The 15533-nt window shown below is 52.9% G+C and carries 15 protein-coding genes; 9 read left to right on the top strand and 6 right to left on the bottom strand.

Annotation, left to right across the window (positions count from 1 at the left end):
• The 3 genes from CHB88_RS14615 to CHB88_RS14600 form a co-directional block, all read left to right on the top strand.
• Nucleotides 1–123 (top strand): integrase core domain-containing protein (locus CHB88_RS14615; protein WP_143131300.1); only part of this gene is annotated, 123 nt, incomplete at its 5' end.
• An 880-nt stretch (nucleotides 124–1003) separates the two neighbouring features.
• Nucleotides 1004–1369, top strand: a complete 366-nt coding sequence (locus tag CHB88_RS14610; RefSeq protein WP_089400059.1) for a surface-adhesin E family protein — start codon at nucleotides 1004–1006, stop codon at nucleotides 1367–1369.
• A gap of 643 nt (nucleotides 1370–2012) precedes the next feature.
• Nucleotides 2013–2429, top strand: coding sequence for a hypothetical protein (locus tag CHB88_RS14600; RefSeq protein ID WP_143131299.1), 417 nt, complete (start codon nucleotides 2013–2015; stop codon nucleotides 2427–2429).
• A gap of 552 nt (nucleotides 2430–2981) precedes the next feature.
• Here CHB88_RS14600 and CHB88_RS24570 read toward each other — a convergent pair.
• The gene (locus CHB88_RS24570) at nucleotides 2982–3968 is read right to left on the bottom strand and encodes a hypothetical protein (protein ID WP_143131298.1); all 987 of its coding nucleotides are present in this window, start codon (nucleotides 3966–3968) and stop codon (nucleotides 2982–2984) included.
• 747 nt (nucleotides 3969–4715) lie between these two features.
• Here CHB88_RS24570 and CHB88_RS14595 point away from each other — a divergent pair.
• Together CHB88_RS14595 and CHB88_RS14590 are read left to right on the top strand one after the other, a co-directional pair.
• Nucleotides 4716–5114, top strand: a complete 399-nt coding sequence (locus CHB88_RS14595) for a rhodanese-like domain-containing protein (RefSeq protein ID WP_217900174.1) — start codon at nucleotides 4716–4718, stop codon at nucleotides 5112–5114.
• A gap of 88 nt (nucleotides 5115–5202) precedes the next feature.
• Nucleotides 5203–5739 (top strand): OsmC family protein, encoded by a 537-nt coding sequence (locus CHB88_RS14590; protein WP_176442490.1) that lies wholly within the window; start codon nucleotides 5203–5205, stop codon nucleotides 5737–5739.
• 726 nt (nucleotides 5740–6465) lie between these two features.
• Here CHB88_RS14590 and CHB88_RS24565 read toward each other — a convergent pair.
• The 4 genes from CHB88_RS24565 to CHB88_RS14575 form a co-directional block, all read right to left on the bottom strand.
• Nucleotides 6466–6990 (bottom strand): hypothetical protein, encoded by a 525-nt coding sequence (locus tag CHB88_RS24565; RefSeq protein ID WP_143131296.1) that lies wholly within the window; start codon nucleotides 6988–6990, stop codon nucleotides 6466–6468.
• Nucleotides 6991–7315: 325 nt separating this feature from the next.
• Complete coding sequence (locus CHB88_RS14585) at nucleotides 7316–8662, bottom strand: hybrid sensor histidine kinase/response regulator (protein ID WP_089400055.1); 1347 nt, start codon at nucleotides 8660–8662, stop codon at nucleotides 7316–7318.
• Between the two features lie 91 nt (nucleotides 8663–8753).
• On the bottom strand, nucleotides 8754–10157 hold the full coding sequence (locus CHB88_RS14580; protein ID WP_089400054.1) for an RAD55 family ATPase: 1404 nt from the start codon (nucleotides 10155–10157) through the stop codon (nucleotides 8754–8756).
• A gap of 11 nt (nucleotides 10158–10168) precedes the next feature.
• The gene (locus tag CHB88_RS14575; protein WP_143131295.1) at nucleotides 10169–10585 is read right to left on the bottom strand and encodes a hypothetical protein; all 417 of its coding nucleotides are present in this window, start codon (nucleotides 10583–10585) and stop codon (nucleotides 10169–10171) included.
• A 940-nt stretch (nucleotides 10586–11525) separates the two neighbouring features.
• Here CHB88_RS14575 and CHB88_RS26010 point away from each other — a divergent pair.
• The 3 genes from CHB88_RS26010 to CHB88_RS14560 all read left to right on the top strand — a co-directional run bounded on the left by CHB88_RS26010 (nucleotide 11526) and on the right by CHB88_RS14560 (nucleotide 13094).
• On the top strand, nucleotides 11526–12080 hold the full coding sequence (locus CHB88_RS26010; RefSeq protein WP_089400052.1) for a BON domain-containing protein: 555 nt from the start codon (nucleotides 11526–11528) through the stop codon (nucleotides 12078–12080).
• Nucleotides 12035–12304, top strand: coding sequence for a BON domain-containing protein (locus CHB88_RS14565; protein ID WP_089400051.1), 270 nt, complete (start codon nucleotides 12035–12037; stop codon nucleotides 12302–12304). Before CHB88_RS26010 ends, CHB88_RS14565 begins: the two co-directional genes overlap by 46 nt.
• Nucleotides 12305–12503: 199 nt before the next feature.
• Complete coding sequence (locus tag CHB88_RS14560; RefSeq protein WP_089400050.1) at nucleotides 12504–13094, top strand: DUF1003 domain-containing protein; 591 nt, start codon at nucleotides 12504–12506, stop codon at nucleotides 13092–13094.
• A 104-nt stretch (nucleotides 13095–13198) separates the two neighbouring features.
• Here CHB88_RS14560 and CHB88_RS14555 read toward each other — a convergent pair whose 3' ends face one another.
• On the bottom strand, nucleotides 13199–13924 hold the full coding sequence (locus CHB88_RS14555; protein ID WP_089400078.1) for a Crp/Fnr family transcriptional regulator: 726 nt from the start codon (nucleotides 13922–13924) through the stop codon (nucleotides 13199–13201).
• Nucleotides 13925–14416: 492 nt separating this feature from the next.
• Between CHB88_RS14555 and CHB88_RS14550 the strand changes: the two genes are divergently transcribed.
• Nucleotides 14417–15295, top strand: a complete 879-nt coding sequence (locus tag CHB88_RS14550) for a slipin family protein (RefSeq protein WP_089400049.1) — start codon at nucleotides 14417–14419, stop codon at nucleotides 15293–15295.
• Nucleotides 15296–15533 lie beyond the last annotated feature (238 nt).

The following is a 15533-nucleotide window of genomic DNA, read 5'->3' as shown; positions in this document are numbered from 1 at the left end:
TTCGACACCATCGAGGACGTGCAGGAATTCGCAACCCGATGGCTATGGACCTATAATCACGAGCGTCCCAACATGGCCATCGGCGGCATCACGCCGAAACAGAAACTGGCGTTGGTCGCATAGTCTCTACCTTCAGCTTGCTTTAAAAATGGGGGGATTACCGTGCTACCTACCGCGCATATTAGTTGCGCGTGTAAGAGCGGGATGAATCATATCCATTCAATGTGACGATAGCATGACATTGAGCAACAAATTATGACTTTGGCTTCCTTATTACCTTTGCCATCGAGCTGGAGGCGTTAGTAGCTTCCACCGTTGGAGATTGTTCACCAGTTGGGACGTATGGACCTTGTGTCCACATCTGGTTTCGCGCTTCCCCTTGTGGACCTCGGTATACGAGTACCCACAGCAGTCCGCCGACAACCGGCGCACCTATCCCAACTGTCCATGTTGCAAGTGATTGCCAGTTTCCCAATTTCCACCCTTTGCGCGATAAAGTGCCTCTGCACTGATTCATCAATCATGGAACCATTAGGCACAAATAGCAAAGCACCTTTCTTCGTCGAAGTACAGTAAGGGAAAGGGCGTTTTGTTATAGCGCTAAAAAGAAGGCCCAGGTCACCTTTCGATGCCTGGGCCGAAACCTTTAAGGAGACAGCAATGTTGAAGGTCATCACTGTGCTTTCAACGTAGCAGGCGCAGACTGGATTTTCCAGGCTGTCTCTCAATCTCTTGCCGATAATCAAGTGTCAGCTCAGAGGGTGAAATCGCCCGGCGTCCAGTTCGAGGTGATATCTCGAATTGTTGCGGCAAAACTTTTTGATCCTTCCCCGACTCTCTACTCAATACCTTTTCCTTTTGGCAATCAAGAGAGGCCCATAGAACCTCTGCCGTAATGCTATGAGCCGATTTCTGAGGAAATCCATAGGAAGACACTAGGACAGCCGGAACGAGGCTCGTAGAATCATGGCACCTGTAGCGTGATAAAAAGGCCAATTACCTGATGAAAAAACTATTCCTTCTTGCCGCGTTTGTTATTTCCCCCGCTTGGGCTAGTTGGACACAAGTGGCAGTCCATGAGGCTGCCGATGTGTACATCGACCCGGCAACCGTCGAGTCATCAGGTAATTCCAAACAGGTTTGGATGCTGGCTGACTTCAAGGAGCGCGGGCAGGGCGGCGAACTTTCTATGCGATCCCATGTTGAATTCGACTGCAGTCGGCATGCCACACGACAGTTACAAGGGTTTGGCCATGAAGAAGCAATGGGAAAAGGTCAGATGGTGTTCAGCGTCTTCAAGCCAGGGGAATGGAAGGAAATCGACGGAGTTACTGGAGACGCAATGCTGAAAGCTGTCTGTTCTCTATGAGCCGCCAAGCCTTCTTCATCTCGGGATTGTCCGATGAGAGTGTGACCTACTAGCGCTGTGGGAAAAGGAGAACCCTTGAAGCCTGTCGATGCAACTGAGGGGCTGATATGTTTTCAGCAGACGGAGCGGTGCTGGGCTAGCTGTCGCGCAGGAGCTGATGGATCATTTCCCGTAGATGAGGATCGTCTATTGCTTGAAGAAGGTTTTCCAGCGAGTAGTGAACCTGTTTGCGTTCCCTCCTGAAGTACAAGACCGCTAATGGAGTGACTGTCCCATTCGGCCACTTATGCGAAGCATAGGCTCCAATCTGGTAGTCGGAAAAAGACTCGTATAGGAAGTCACCCATCACCCTGATCTTTCGGAGCTGTTCCTCAACCCACTCGTTTTCATCCATTTCTGCACAGACCCTTATGACTGCCCAAGGGTTGATCCTAGTCTTAAAACCTGAACCGGGACTGACATCCTGTGGTGTTTCTTGCGAGGCTGACTGCATAACCAATTACCTGATTCGCAAAGAACAATCCAAAGAATCTTTCGATGCTTAGGGCTTCGTTAAGTCCTACCACTGAAATGCTTGCAATTCTGCAATTTCGGCATAGACTCTCAGAACATATTGACTAACTGTAGAGAATTCTGGTGCTTTATGGGTAGCCTTAGAAAGACCGTTCTCGTTGCGATCACTGATCCAGATAACCGGCAGGCTCTCCAGTTTCTGGAAGAGTCCTATACGCTCTACTATGCCAGCAACATGGGAGAAGCGAAAGCATGTCTAAAGGGTCCGATTGACTTAGTCATTTGCGGCCTGACATTTAATGACAGCCGGATGTTTGAACTGCTTGGCCTTATCAAAGCGTTACCATTTGGCCAGATTCCACCCGCCATCTGCATAAGGATGAAGCCTGGCCGGCTCGAACAAAACTATACGTTGCTTATTGAGCAAGCCATCGAGCTTAACGGGGTCGGTGAATTTGTAAATTTCTCAAGCTGGGTGCATGAGAAGGGTAGAGAAACCGCACAAGCTCGCCTGTTAAGCAAAGTGCGGGGTTATCTTGATCGCTGACGTACCTAAAACGCGGGCATGCTGTCCGTAATGACAGCAGTCGAAGAATTACTCTTCATCGTTATCACGTCTCCCGAAGTCCAAGTGCAACGCCTGACGTACCTTCGCCACCGAAGCCTCTCTAGACACTCCAGATTCATATCTATCCCCCAGACATGCCAATAGGTATGGGCAGGGGCGACCGGGCCAGCATCCTGGCTGCCGGGATCAACCATCACCTCGTAAAGCCAATCAATACCGCAGCCCTAACCTCGATTCTGGTTGCAATAAGGACGAACTGAAGGGCCGCTTTGGGTCGGAAGCGGTCGTACGCCAAACTCCTTTATCGCCCGCAAGCAAATGATTGCTGCTGAGGAATGTTCGTCAGAGTTAGTCGGTAACTATGCCGATATGTGCGTCTAATTCAGAGGATGTTCACTAATGTCATCAACGTCATTGCCATCTCCCCTGGACCGCTTGGCGGATTGATGCATGCTCGCACTGCGGTTGTTTCGCTGCGAGTAGATCTACGCTACCGGCGGCATTAAGCACGATTGCTTGACGGGGGAAGCCCTAGCTCGCAGTGCAGACCGCTTCCCCAGAAGACGATAACTTACATCCAAAAAGATAGCGACCATTCAGCACGCAAGCAGCGCCGTCTGGCGTGAACATAAATTTTCCCTTCGGCTGCTCGGAGCGGCACCGGCAACCAACGTTGTCTTGAATTCCAGCGATCGTGTTGCCAGGCCGAGGACACGATGCGGCCTTGCTCGTTTCGGTGGCTGATGCCCCTCCGACAGTAATGGTGGGCTCATATGCAGTAATCGTCGGTGGCGTTCGCTGCACGGGGGTAGATTGGCTGCCTGGGACAGCGGGGGTTTGGCCGGGAGGCCGCGGAAGCGGTTTCTGGACTTTGGCAGTGCCGCTTTGTATTTGCGCGGATGTCTGTGCCACCTGCATCTGCTGCAGTTGTTGAAGCTGCTGCAGAATGTTTGCTTTGTCATCTGGGTTGACGAAATCCGGAACGGTCTGCGTTGCAAGCTGCAAGATGTTGGTCGGCGGCGCAGCCATCATTGTAAAAATACTGACGATGCCCTCGTTGCGAGACTTTTCACCACGAGCTTGTGCCGCTTGAGTCGCTTCCTCGGGATTGCCCTTGAGCCTGCGAATGGATGTACCTGGTATCGGGATATCGGCAAGCTTTCCGTCACCAATGCAAGAGTCAATGACAAATGCGCAGGCATATTCACCCGTTGAAAGCCCACCCGGATTATTCGACCTGTGTGTGATTTTGCTCACTAGAAGATTATCAACTTGGAAATCAACAACGCAATAAGATCCCGCACCTGACATTATTTGTTCTACACCATAAAACATGTGTGCAGACTTGTTCGCATTCGCAGTGACCTGCATGGGTGTACCAGCGCACGCTAACAACTGCTCTACTGGCATGCCAACCATCTTGTCCTTTTGGGACCACAAATCATTTCCTTTGGAAAACTGAACAGCCGCGCATCCATTGAGGGCGAAACACAAGAAAATGACGATAAATTTGCGCATGATTGCTCCTGGTTTATTGATAGAATGCAACTATCCTTTCTAGCTGTCAACAGGCCGGTTTGATATGTGCTGGCGCCAAATGCTTCGCAACTCTCATTGGACGCACCAGATCGAGGATGAGCGAGCTCTCCCAAAACTTATGGTTTCGGCCGCCGCGGTAGTTCTGCCGGCGCTCCAAGACTTACTTCCCCGTTGTCCGGTGGTTGCTGTTCGGTGCGATATAAGTCATGCAGCATCCGTGTCGATTCAGTTCGCGCCCTATGGGAGACGCGAGGGAACGTCCCGCGAAGGAAGATCCAGTCGCGCGCGACATGCTGGGCACGCTGTTTTCGAAACTCCTCCGCCGTCGCCATTCTGAACGTCTGCTTTAGCCATAAAGCGGACAATTTCTTTCAAATGAGTCATGCCAGCAAATTAGACGCAGTCCCATGTTGATGCGTGGCGTCATGATGCCAAGTTTGCCAAGGAAGTAGATCCTCCTCCCGTCATCGATTTGGTTTCTATTTAGGTTTTCCCCGATAAGTCGAGGGAATGTGAGCGAACTACTGTATACGCCAACCTGAGGGTCGAAAAGACTGCCTCGTATTCGCACTGACGAATCCCACGCGCTGCCGCAGGCCGTTCGATCTTGATTTTACGCAAATGTCTCGTTTGCCAAAGTACTAGATTGACTTGGCAATAAACATCATTTCTGGCGCCTGCGCGGGCCGAAAGAACATCCTCGATTCTTTCTGTCAGGAGATAACCATGAACGATTCAAATAGCATGAAAACTGCCTCTGGAATGGTCGCCGACGCGAAGGCGCGCATACAAAATCTGAATCCTATGCAAGTATCCGAAGCGCTCAGGCGGGGAGCGACGCTGGTCGATATTCGAGAGATGGAAGAAAGAAAAAAAGAGGGAACGATCGAGGCCGCCGTCTACGCCCCAAGAGGCATGCTGGAGTTCTATGCGGATCCGACCAGCACATATCACCGACCGGAATTTTATCCGGATAAGCAAATTATTCTGCATTGCGCCTCTGGAGGACGATCGGCACTGGCGGCCGATATGCTGCAGCAAATGGGATATAGGAACGTTGCGCACCTGGATGGCGGCTTTAAGGCGTGGAAGGAACAGGGCCAACCGGTACAGACATTGCCTTGACTTGGCGGTTTGCATCGACGATTTTTCCAAGGCCCGCTTGGGGGCCGGCACGGATCGAAACCAGCAGGGCTTGATAAAGGAGATGGTAATGAATCCAGATCGCATCAAGCAATCTCTTGAAAAAATGACTGCCTACTTCGAGGCGAACCCGCAGCGGGCGATCGCTGCCGATAAGCCGGCGACGGCCACAATCGAGTCAGGGTTGCGTGTAAAGGCGCTAGGCCCCAAGGGCGAGTCGATGATCACCGATATGCCACCGGGAATTGGCGGCGACAATACCGCTCCTACACCAGGCTGGTTTCTTCGAGCCGCACTCGCCAACTGCGACGCGACCATGATCGCCCTGAGGGCAGCACAACTCGGCATGGAACTCACGACGCTTGAGGTTACCGTCGTCAGCGATTCCGACAGCCGTGGTCTGATTAGCGATGAATCGAATATTCCGGCTGGGCCACTTGGCTTTCAGGTCACTGTTCGGATCGACGCAAAAGGCGCCGCTACTGGGGAACTGCAAGACCTAGTTCGCTGGGCCGAGAACCACTCGCCCGTCGGAGATGCCCTGCGACGGGCAGTTCCTGTCACTGTCACTGTCACTGTGATGACAGGTGAACCCGCTGCGTCCTGAGTTCCCTATTGGCCTTGAGCTTAAATCCTCGACTTAAAATCCTATAAAGGCATAAGTCCCGGTCGGGTCCTATCTATAAAATAGACGTGTTTGAATTTTAACGAGCCCATAGCGCTGAACTTGCGCTATGGGTAGTTTTGAGTCGGTCAACGTCGGCAACTTTCGGTCACAAGCAGTCAGTCGCTACCGCAGGCGCGTTGCCGTCATTCCAGTGCAACGACCCGCGATTGCACACCCTCCTTCCCAAAATTACCAGTGACTTGCCACTTCGTTCAGCGCCACCGACACGAGGTTTTTACTAATCTGCCTAATAATGATCTATTCGGTTGGCGTGCTGGCGGTGAAAACCATAAGACAAACGCAGTCCTACAGTGTCTTTCCTCAGTGGCTTTGCCGCCCATCAACCGATACGCGTGCTTTGATTACCCCCAGTAGCCGAAGAGATACTAAAGGTTCAAACCTCGACAATAGCATCCGATCAACCGCCGCTAATCAGAGTAACAACTGTGCTGGTTGACGTTGCGCCGGATTGTTGCTGTTGCACCTCGGCTGCTATCTGGGATGGATCGGGTGCTGGGTCCGGAGTTGGTGCAATAACCGCCGGTGGTGTTGAGGGACTTGCCGGTTCGGGGGAACTGCTCGATCCTGATCCGCAAGCATGGAGGAGCGGCGCAGCAATCAAGATGCTTGCCAGTTTGATTATCGAGCGGCCTTTCATGGCATGCCTCAAAACTGGCAGACGCCGGTCCAAGTTCCGTCCGCTGAACCAGGCGCTTTGGCTCTCATTTGCAGCAGCAGGGTATTGCTATTATTGACGGGTACAGCATTGAATGAAATCGGGAACGTATCTCCCACAGTTACGCCAGTGGCATAAGGAGTGCTTCCGCTGGCAAAACCGATACCAGTTACCGTAGCAGTGCCCTCGATGCGTTGAAATCCATTGCCGAGTGTAGGCATAGCCGTCACTGTGAGCGGTGCTGTGATGGCGATGTTGGCCTGTTTGCTTGCTGATGCGTTTGGATTCATCAAGACCATCACACCCTTCAGCGTATTTGTGCTGAAATCAATTGATGCAAGAATGTTCAATCCCCATCCAGGACCAGCCGTTGCGCCATATTGATAAGCGAATGAGTAGACAAAGTTACCTAGCACAGCACAACTACCTGTCGTTGGCATAGCGGCAACAGCGAGAGCATTTGAACTTGCAGCGATAGAAGCGGCCAAGAGGCTAGCTTGAAGAAAACGGCGCATGAATATCTCCTATGTTGATCCCGATTATTTTTCGGAATGGAAACATAGAGTTACTCGATACCTCTAAGAGGTCAACATTTGCGCTATATCAAAGCAATAATGAGCTATGAATTTTGCTGAAAAACGACACTAATTAATATATTTACAATCAGAATATTGTAATTTTGCAATTAAACTGCTATGGGTAATCGATGTTTTGGTTGCCCTTCACGATCCCTTAGAGGATAGGTTCGGAGGGACCGCTTTGGGTCGTTTTGGTCCGGTCAGATAGGACGACTCTCGGCCAAAAGCGGACCTTCTGAAATTCAAAATATCCAGTGCCAAGCTATGGATTCGTGATGGCACTGATGCCGCCATACGTCAGCGATCGTGCTGCAATCATGGAAAGCAGCGTAGGGTGATGTACCGGCTTGACCAAATAGTGATTGAATCCGGCCATCAGTGCCCGCTCCCGGTCATCGGGCTGGCTATAACCAGAAATGGCAATGGCGTAGACATCCACGCTGGCGAGCTGCTGTCTGATCTGCCGTATGAGTTCGTAACCGTTAAGGCCCGGCAGCCCGATGTCGCAGACTATGACCTGATAGGTGTTGCAACTAGCAAGCTTGAGGGCTGAAACGCCATCGACGGCGGTATGCACTTGGTGGCCGTCCAGTTCCAGTAGCAGTTGCAAGGTCGCGAGCGCATCTTCATTGTCTTCGATAAGTAGGATCTGGCAGCACTGCACCGGCAAGCTTTGCTTGGCATGAGACAGCTCCTCCGCAGGAGCCGCTTCAGAAGCCAGCACGGGTAAAAAGATGCTGAATTCGCTTCCTAGGTTGGTGCCCGCACTATGCACAGTGATACGGCCACCGTGCATTTCCACCAGGCCCTTGGCCACCGACAAGCCGATTCCAAGTCCTCCTTCGGAGCGCGCAAGGGACCGTGGTCCTTGTCGGAAAAGATCAAAGATGTGCGGCAGCAAGTCGGTGTCAATCCCCACGCCATTGTCGCGTACGGTAATTAACACGGTGGTCGCCTGATGTGTCACTTCGAGCGTGATGGTGCCGCCGTCGGGCGTAAATTTGCAGGCATTGGCTAGAATATTGCTAAGCGCTTGCGACAACCGCACCAAATCGCCCTCAATCAGCATTGTCGCCGCCCCAAGCGGTAGCACAAGATGTTGCTGTCGCTGGTCAACCAGAGGACGAATTATTTCCAGTGAGCGTTCGAGTACGTCGCTGACCGCGATGGGCTTTCGGCTCAGTTTTACTTTCCCGCTGGTGATGCGGGAGGCGTCCAGCAAATCGTCGATCAGGTGCGCCATGTGACTTATCTGGCGATTGATGACGCCGTGGATGCGCGGCAGCAGCGGATGCGCCGAAGTCAGTTTTTCAAGCAGGCTGGCGGCATTGCTGATGGGCGCCAGCGGGTTGCGCAGTTCATGGGCCAGCATCGCGAGAAACTCGTTCTGTTGGCGGTTACGTGTTTCTGCTTCCTCCTGCAGCACTTGCGCCCGTACCGCTGCCAGCACCAGGTGTTGGTTTGCTTCGCGCAGTTGTGCCATGAGCGTCAAGATCGCCGTCGTTTCGCCGGCGCCACTGCCGCCGGCGCGCACCGCTTCGACCAAGGCATCAATAGCTGACCTCAAGGGCGCATCGTTCAGGGAAGGCGACAGCAACGGGTTATCCATGTAAGGCTGTCAAGCGTTGAAGAGAAGGCATTATACCAACGACATGCTTCGCATCCTTAACGGCATTCAATTTTCCCGAGTTTGGGGACCCTTAGGCAGGTGGGACCATCTCGATACCGTTCTCAGTGACGACATAAGGTCTTACGTCATTGCTATGTGAGCTGCCGCGCAGTTTCGGGACCGAGATGAGTTTGACGAGTTTGCCATTCGTCTCCTCATAATTCATGTAAATGATGCCATCTACCATAAATGCCCCCGGCCCCAATCCTTGGATCGGTGTCTCCGCCACATTGCGAATCATGACCGTGGTGACGCCTTTCACATACAGGCTGGAGAGCATGCGGAAGAGCGATTCCTGGAAATTGGCACGAAACTGGGGGGCCAGCACCAGTTCCAGTGCGTTAAGGGAGTCGATGACAATCCGCTTGGCCCCGGTACGGTTGACCTCATTTAGCAGTTTGGTCATGAATTCTTCGATCGACAGGTCCAGCGTCGTGTTGTGGACTGCCGTCACCGTTCCTGCTTCCAGCAGTGCTTGCAATCGCGCATTGGGTGCCGACGACAGGATATGTTCAAACGAAGCGATTATGCCGATGTTCCCCGTTGTTGCCCCACTTGCCAGAAACGACGTCGCCAGCATTGTTTTGCCACAACCAGGCAATCCTGCCAATACCACGGAATAACCGGCCGGCAGGCCCCCACCTAGCATCTTGTCAAGCTCCAAGCAGCCAGTGGATAAGCGTGCCAGAGTGGCACGCCCTGCATCTGCAACGACGTTGGTGTCGGCACTAGCTAGCTGCCGTGGGTAGACCTGCACGCCATCCTGGGTAATGCGCATGCTGTGCAGGCCAGTCATATGGTGAGAGCCGCGCATTTTCACGACGCGAATCTTGCGCACGACGGCATTCTGATCCATTTCCTGGCACAAATGAATCATGCAGTCGGCCACGGTGAAGATCGGGTTTTCGTCGTGGTTGGCGTCCGGGTATTCGCCCAGCAGGAAGGTAGTGGCTTGCCAAGTAGCAAGCTGGACGCCAAGACGCTGCACGAAATATTGCAGGTGGGCGCGGCTCAGGTCATCCTTGCGCGTTGCCTGCACCACCGATTTGAAGGAATCAACAAAGATAAACTCTGGCTGGAAGCGTTCTACCTCCGTCATGATGCGTTCGAGCACGCCTTCGAAGCCGTTGTTTTGCAGGTCGTCTGCTAAATTGATGTACTTGATGTTACCGCCAACCCGCGCGCCGTCGAAGAAGGAGTATTGCTGTTGGTAACGCAGCATCTTCAATGGCGGCTCGCCCATGACAGTAAAGAAGATGGCTTTTTTTTCTTGGGCGGCATTGGCAAACATGATCTGGTGTGCCAACGTGGTTTTGCCGCTTCCCGGCGCACCGGTAATTACGACAAACGAATATCGAGGAATACCACCGTCGAGCAGACGATCAAATCCCGGTACTCCGGTCTGTATTTTTTCCAGAGAAACTTTGCTAATCATGGTTGAAGCTGTCAGGAGTCAGGCTGTGTAGTATGTTCTTGCCAGGCAGAACGCAAAATTTGGTTCATCAGAACATCACCAATCATGGACGCAACCAAGTCCGTAAATTTGGTGATCAGGAGGGTACTGCACTGGTGAGCGATGTCATGCTCAAGCGTCACCAGATCTTGTCTAAGCCGGTCGATAACGCCCTCAGTGGAATCGCCTTGCTTGGATAAGGTAAAGCTGCCGCAATGCGGCAGCGCTAGGTGGACTGCGCGGCCGTACAGCGATTGGAAGCCTGTCTCGCCTATCAATGGAACCAGTTCGCTGGCAATCCGCTTCCAAAGCCACAGAGAGCGCTGCACGATATCGTCGGGGCGCGTCTTGACGCCTTTTTCCAGCGTCAACACATCGGAGATCATCTGCTTGCGATTATGGGGTGTCATTGTTTTAACGTGCTGCAATAAGCTGGTCTGTATAGTGCCCTTGTCTAATCAATCCAGCAAGGAATATGCAAAATCGGTGCCATCGTCCGCATCATAGGCGGCCGTTCGCGATGCAATTAACATAAATGCAGCAATTATCTTGAACACAGAAGCGATTAGCTACGAAACCGTCACGCCTCCTTTCCACGCCGCAATGGACTTTCAAAGATACAAACCGGGTGCGGGAGCGTGTACCAGTCGTGCTTCGCGTCATCTAAGTAACGTATGGTCTACGCAAATCGTCCGGCTGGTTTGGGTCGTTAAGCGCCCTTTCCCGCAGCTAAAAGGGGATTCCTTTTGCTGAAGGAGAATCACATGAAATCCCATGTCGATGAACTAAAATGATTTGTTCCTTGGAACAAGGAACGGTTGATCGGACAGATGCCGCCGCTCGAGCTAAAGGAGATCTGGGCGTTCCGCATACGGCTCCAGCTAACCGACAAGGTCCGTGACTTGACCCTGTTCAATCTTGCCATCGATAGCAAGCTGCGCGGCTGTGGCTTGGCCAACCTTCGAGATTGCGTCATTGCCTAAGGCAAGAGCCTTCTGCCGCGGCTCATGGTCATGCAGCGCAGACACACCGCCCGGTGCTGTTCGAAACTACCGAGCTGACCCACCGATCAGTGGCTAACTAGACCGAGAAGGCGCATCCCATGGTTGTGCCCTTTCAGCATGATGCTGCTTTGGTCAGCCGCCTCGGATCGTGCCATTGAGGCCTGAAACAGGCTGCATAGGCGCTCAGGCATCGATCAGATGCTTGCCTACGTTCGGCAGCGCACAGACAAAGTGCCGCTGCCGCCCCACTCTGTTTTAAGGATATCGAAGTCTACTCTGTGCTGCCAAATCAACTTATGCACGCCATGCGCAGTCGGCTTCACAGGATTCACTGACGGGGAATTATATGTCTCATCCTCAATCGGATAACTGGCCCCCAAGGCAGTCTTGTTCCAGATTCTTGAGCGAACTGTTTGACCGCCGCCGAGAGCCCCCCTCGCTCCTCAAAGGTTCGGGCGCCGGGTTCACGGCGTCGGCGAGACCGGATGCACAGATTGAGCAGGACCTGAAGGACGAGCTGAGATTGGAACCATCTGTTCGCACTATCGCAATTGACGTTCGAGTCAAGGACGGCGTGGCAACATCGACAGGTCCTATTGACAGTGACGGTGAACAGCGACGCATAGAAACCGCAGTGCAACGCATCGCAGGCGTAAAAAGCTTATCGACAAAACTGCAGGTTATCGTTCCCGAGCCGGGAGTGCGTACCGACGATGATATCGCGCGCGAGTGCGAGGACGTACTGGCTACCCTAGTCCCGCGATTCGACTATGCCATCCAGGTCATGGTTTCAAACGGCTGGGTTACCTTGTCGGGGGCGTCGCCTGGGGCTACGAGCGCTGGATTGCAGAAAAGATGGTCAGCGATCTGTCCGACGTCTGCGGAGTCAACAGTCAAATAAAAGTCCGACCGACGGTTATCCAGAATGATGTCGATGCCATTATCGAAGCCGCCATTGGTGAGCAAAAGGAGGGGATGCGCCATACTGTTAAGTCCATGGTCGACCGTGACCGTGTCACGTTGAATGGCAACGTTCATTCCTGGGCGGAGCGTCGCGCAGCACTGAATGCAGCCGGGTCCTCTACCGGCGTGAAACGCGTGATCGATCGTATGACATTGGTCTAGATGTTTAGTCCTAACGAGGCCATGCGGCAGGCCCGCACCAGTAGGGTGTCCCGCATATAACTTCATTAAAGACCGTATTTCAGATGGCTCTATGCCACGGCATTCGAGCAAATGAATATATGAAGTTATTTGCAGGACACCATACTAGGGCAAATTTAACAACTTCCACCGGCTCGACTACTGCCGGTTACGGGCGACCATGAGACTTAATTCTAACGATATTGCGCTAAACCTACTTGGCACGCCGTATGAGTTACTCGACAACCATGCCAAGCGGGTGACCAGCCACATTGCAAAAAGGACCCACCTTGCACGAATTGTGTTCAGGGAAGACGATGCTGCACCGACCTTAGGACAGCGTGCCGCTGATGCAGTGGCAAGTTTCGGGGGATCGTGGACCTTCATTATAATTTTCGCGGCATCCCTGATTCTCTGGATAGCGCTGAACTCATTCATCCTCGTCAGATACGACCGGATATTTGATGCCTATCCCTATATTTTGCTGAATCTTTTTCTATCGATGCTGGCCGCCATTCAGGCCCCTATCATCCTAATGTCGCAGAACAGACAAGCGCAGAGGGACCGGCGCGACGCAGAATACGACTATGAAGTCAATTTGAAGGCAGAATTGGAGATTATGTTACTACACGAAAAACTGGATTTACTACGAGACGGTCAGTGGGGTGAACTGCTGGAAATGCAGAAAGAACAGTTAAAATTATTGTCCGACTTAATTTCACAAAGAACAACAAACCAAACAGGCGGAGGTTACCACTCCCCTTTTCCTTAAGGACGCTGCATATAGGCCGTTGAAGTAAATTTCGCGGAACGGGCGTCGGAAATTTTCCAATTCAGCGCCCAGGAGCTTGCTTCCAAACAATGCACATTGACAAATCAACAGTCAACTTCGACAGGATACGGCAATAGACGATCGAACTCCTTCTTCACCACAGCATAACATTCGCAAGCGCGTGCCTCCACGCCGGCCCGGTCGATCACGGTGATATGACCGCGTCGATAGTGAATCAGCCCCGCGCTCTGCAGCTTGCCCGCTGCCTCGGTGACCCCCTCACGCCGGACTCCAAGCATGTTGGCAATCAGCTCCTGGGTCATGGTAAGTTCGTTGGAAGGCAGTCGATCCAGACTCATCAACAGCCAGCGACACAACTGCTGGTCAACCGAATGGTGCCGGTTACAGACTGCGGTTTGGGCCATTTGCGTAATGAGTGCCTGCGTGTAACGCAGCAGCAAATGCAACATCGGACCCGCCCGATTGAACTCATCCTTGAGCCGCTCGCCCGGCAGCCGGTAACCCTGCCCGCCACTTTGGACGACCGCCCGGCTAGGGGTCGTATCGCCGCCCATGAACAGGGCAATGCCTAGTATGCCTTCATTGCCAACCACTGCTATTTCGGCGGAGGCTCCATCCTCCATCACATAGAGCAGCGACACGATGCTTGTGGTGGGAAAGTAGACATGCCGCAACCGGTGTCCAGACTCGTAAAGGACGTCGCCAAGCGACAGGGGAACGAGTTCAAGATGCGGCAACAGGCGGCCGAACTCTTCTGGTGGCATTGCTGCCAGCAGGTGGTTTTGCTGTGGATGCGGTGAGGTAGGCATCATGCGCTCCCGATGATTCATGCATGTACGCAAACTGCGAACGCTAATCAAAGCATACGTCTGTTCTCCGGCCCGCGCATTGCGCTGGTGAGCCAGAGGTGAGGACGGGAATTGAATACAGTCACCTTGTGTGCGCTTGCGCACCGACGGCATCGCTAATGAGACCGATGATAAGGATCACTGGCCTGTTAGAGGCATTCGCCCGGCACGCAGCCGATGCGGTTGAAGACCTAGCCTTCTCGAAGGGACATTGCTCATGGACGGACACTTTCCACCGACTCCTGGTAAGGACGTCGCGGTCAAGGAAAGCGACACTGCTCCGCTCGAACAGGCGCATCGTGATGCCGCACTGGATGAAGCATCGCGCTGCACATTCCCGGCGAGCGACCCCGTCGCGCTTAACTTCGCCTTCGCGGCGCTAGCCACAGCACATCGGGAGCAACATCGGTTGACAATCGATTTTTTTCAGCAAGAGTCCCCAAGGAATCCATCATGAACCCGGTCACATCGTTTCTGGTCATCATCTGCGTGATTGCAGGCGCTGGTCTCGCGTACTGGACCAACCCTTACATTGGCTTGCCGTTCCTGATTATTGGAATGCTCATCGCAATGTCACTGAAGATGGCTAATGCCTGGCAGAAGTTTGTCATTCTAAGGTTAGGGAAATTGCAGAGCGTCAGGGGAGCTGGGCTGTTTGGCATCATTCCCGTGATCGATAATGTGATTGCGGTGATCGACGTTCGCATTCAAACCACCGCCTTCAACGCTCAGGAAGCGCTCACTCGAGATACAGTTCCCGTTAATGTTGACGCAATCATTTTTTGGCATGTACATGACGCGGAAAAAGCAGCGCTGGCCATAACGAATTACCGGGAAGCGATCGATCGGGTAGCGCAAACGTCTCTGCGTGAAATGATCGGTGCATCGATGCTAGGGGCGCTGTTATCTGAGCGCAAGGAGGCCGACCAACTTCTGAAAGATGCCATTGGACGGAAGACGGCGCCATGGGGCATCTCGGTCAGTTCTGTCGAGATCCGTGACGTAGCGATTCCCGTCGCGTTGCAAGACGCCATGTCTCGTCAGGCGCAGGCGGAGCGCGAAAAGCAGGCGCGCGTCATTCTGGGGTCTGCCGAGGCCGCCATTGCCGGCAAATTCGTCGAGGCCGCGGACACCTATGCAGGGCATCCTGCGGCCTTGCAGTTGCGAGCAATGAATATCATTTATGAAACGACAAAAGAGCGCGGCGCCACTATCCTCATTCCGAGCACGATGGTTGACAGCCTGAACCCTTCTGCGGCCACAGTGATCCCTGCAGGCATGAATAAAGAAGCACCTGCCCCTGAGGTTGCTTGGAGCAAGGCTGCCGCCTGATTGAACTTGAGGGCACGATGCCGTCGAAAGGCAGAAATACTGCAGGCTTTTAGGAGCGATTATGCCGACAAACTACGATGCCGTAAGGCAGGTTCTAAATAACGGGTTTTTTTGAATCGGCCCTAATTTATCGGGACACGCAATGGGATAAGTTAGACTGACTTGGATCCGGTACACTTTTCTGGCTTGTTAATTCTTGCTGTAAATGAAATTAGACAAGATCATGTCCCAAAATTTG

It is taken from the genome of Noviherbaspirillum humi (genome assembly GCF_900188095.1).
Classification (GTDB): domain Bacteria; phylum Pseudomonadota; class Gammaproteobacteria; order Burkholderiales; family Burkholderiaceae_D; genus Noviherbaspirillum; species Noviherbaspirillum humi.
This window is presented reverse-complemented; position numbering and strand designations above follow the sequence as displayed.

Bases quoted from the DNA above. Each gene is read 5' to 3' on its own strand.
- CHB88_RS24565 (WP_143131296.1), bottom strand. From the start codon at position 6,990: ATGCGCCGTTTTCTTCAAGCTAGCCTCTTGGCCGCTTCTATCGCTGCA.
- CHB88_RS14600 (WP_143131299.1), top strand. From the start codon at position 2,013: ATGGGTAGCCTTAGAAAGACCGTTCTCGTTGCGATCACTGATCCAGAT.
- CHB88_RS14560 (WP_089400050.1), top strand. From the start codon at position 12,504: ATGAGACTTAATTCTAACGATATTGCGCTAAACCTACTTGGCACGCCG.
- CHB88_RS14575 (WP_143131295.1), bottom strand. From the start codon at position 10,585: ATGACACCCCATAATCGCAAGCAGATGATCTCCGATGTGTTGACGCTG.
- CHB88_RS14595 (WP_217900174.1), top strand. From the start codon at position 4,716: ATGAACGATTCAAATAGCATGAAAACTGCCTCTGGAATGGTCGCCGAC.
- CHB88_RS26010 (WP_089400052.1), top strand. From the start codon at position 11,526: ATGTCTCATCCTCAATCGGATAACTGGCCCCCAAGGCAGTCTTGTTCC.
- CHB88_RS14565 (WP_089400051.1), top strand. From the start codon at position 12,035: ATGGTCAGCGATCTGTCCGACGTCTGCGGAGTCAACAGTCAAATAAAA.
- CHB88_RS14580 (WP_089400054.1), bottom strand. From the start codon at position 10,157: ATGATTAGCAAAGTTTCTCTGGAAAAAATACAGACCGGAGTACCGGGA.
- CHB88_RS14550 (WP_089400049.1), top strand. From the start codon at position 14,417: ATGAACCCGGTCACATCGTTTCTGGTCATCATCTGCGTGATTGCAGGC.
- CHB88_RS14585 (WP_089400055.1), bottom strand. From the start codon at position 8,662: ATGGATAACCCGTTGCTGTCGCCTTCCCTGAACGATGCGCCCTTGAGG.
- CHB88_RS24570 (WP_143131298.1), bottom strand. From the start codon at position 3,968: ATGCGCAAATTTATCGTCATTTTCTTGTGTTTCGCCCTCAATGGATGC.
- CHB88_RS14555 (WP_089400078.1), bottom strand. From the start codon at position 13,924: ATGCCTACCTCACCGCATCCACAGCAAAACCACCTGCTGGCAGCAATG.
- CHB88_RS14610 (WP_089400059.1), top strand. From the start codon at position 1,004: ATGAAAAAACTATTCCTTCTTGCCGCGTTTGTTATTTCCCCCGCTTGG.
- CHB88_RS14590 (WP_176442490.1), top strand. From the start codon at position 5,203: ATGAATCCAGATCGCATCAAGCAATCTCTTGAAAAAATGACTGCCTAC.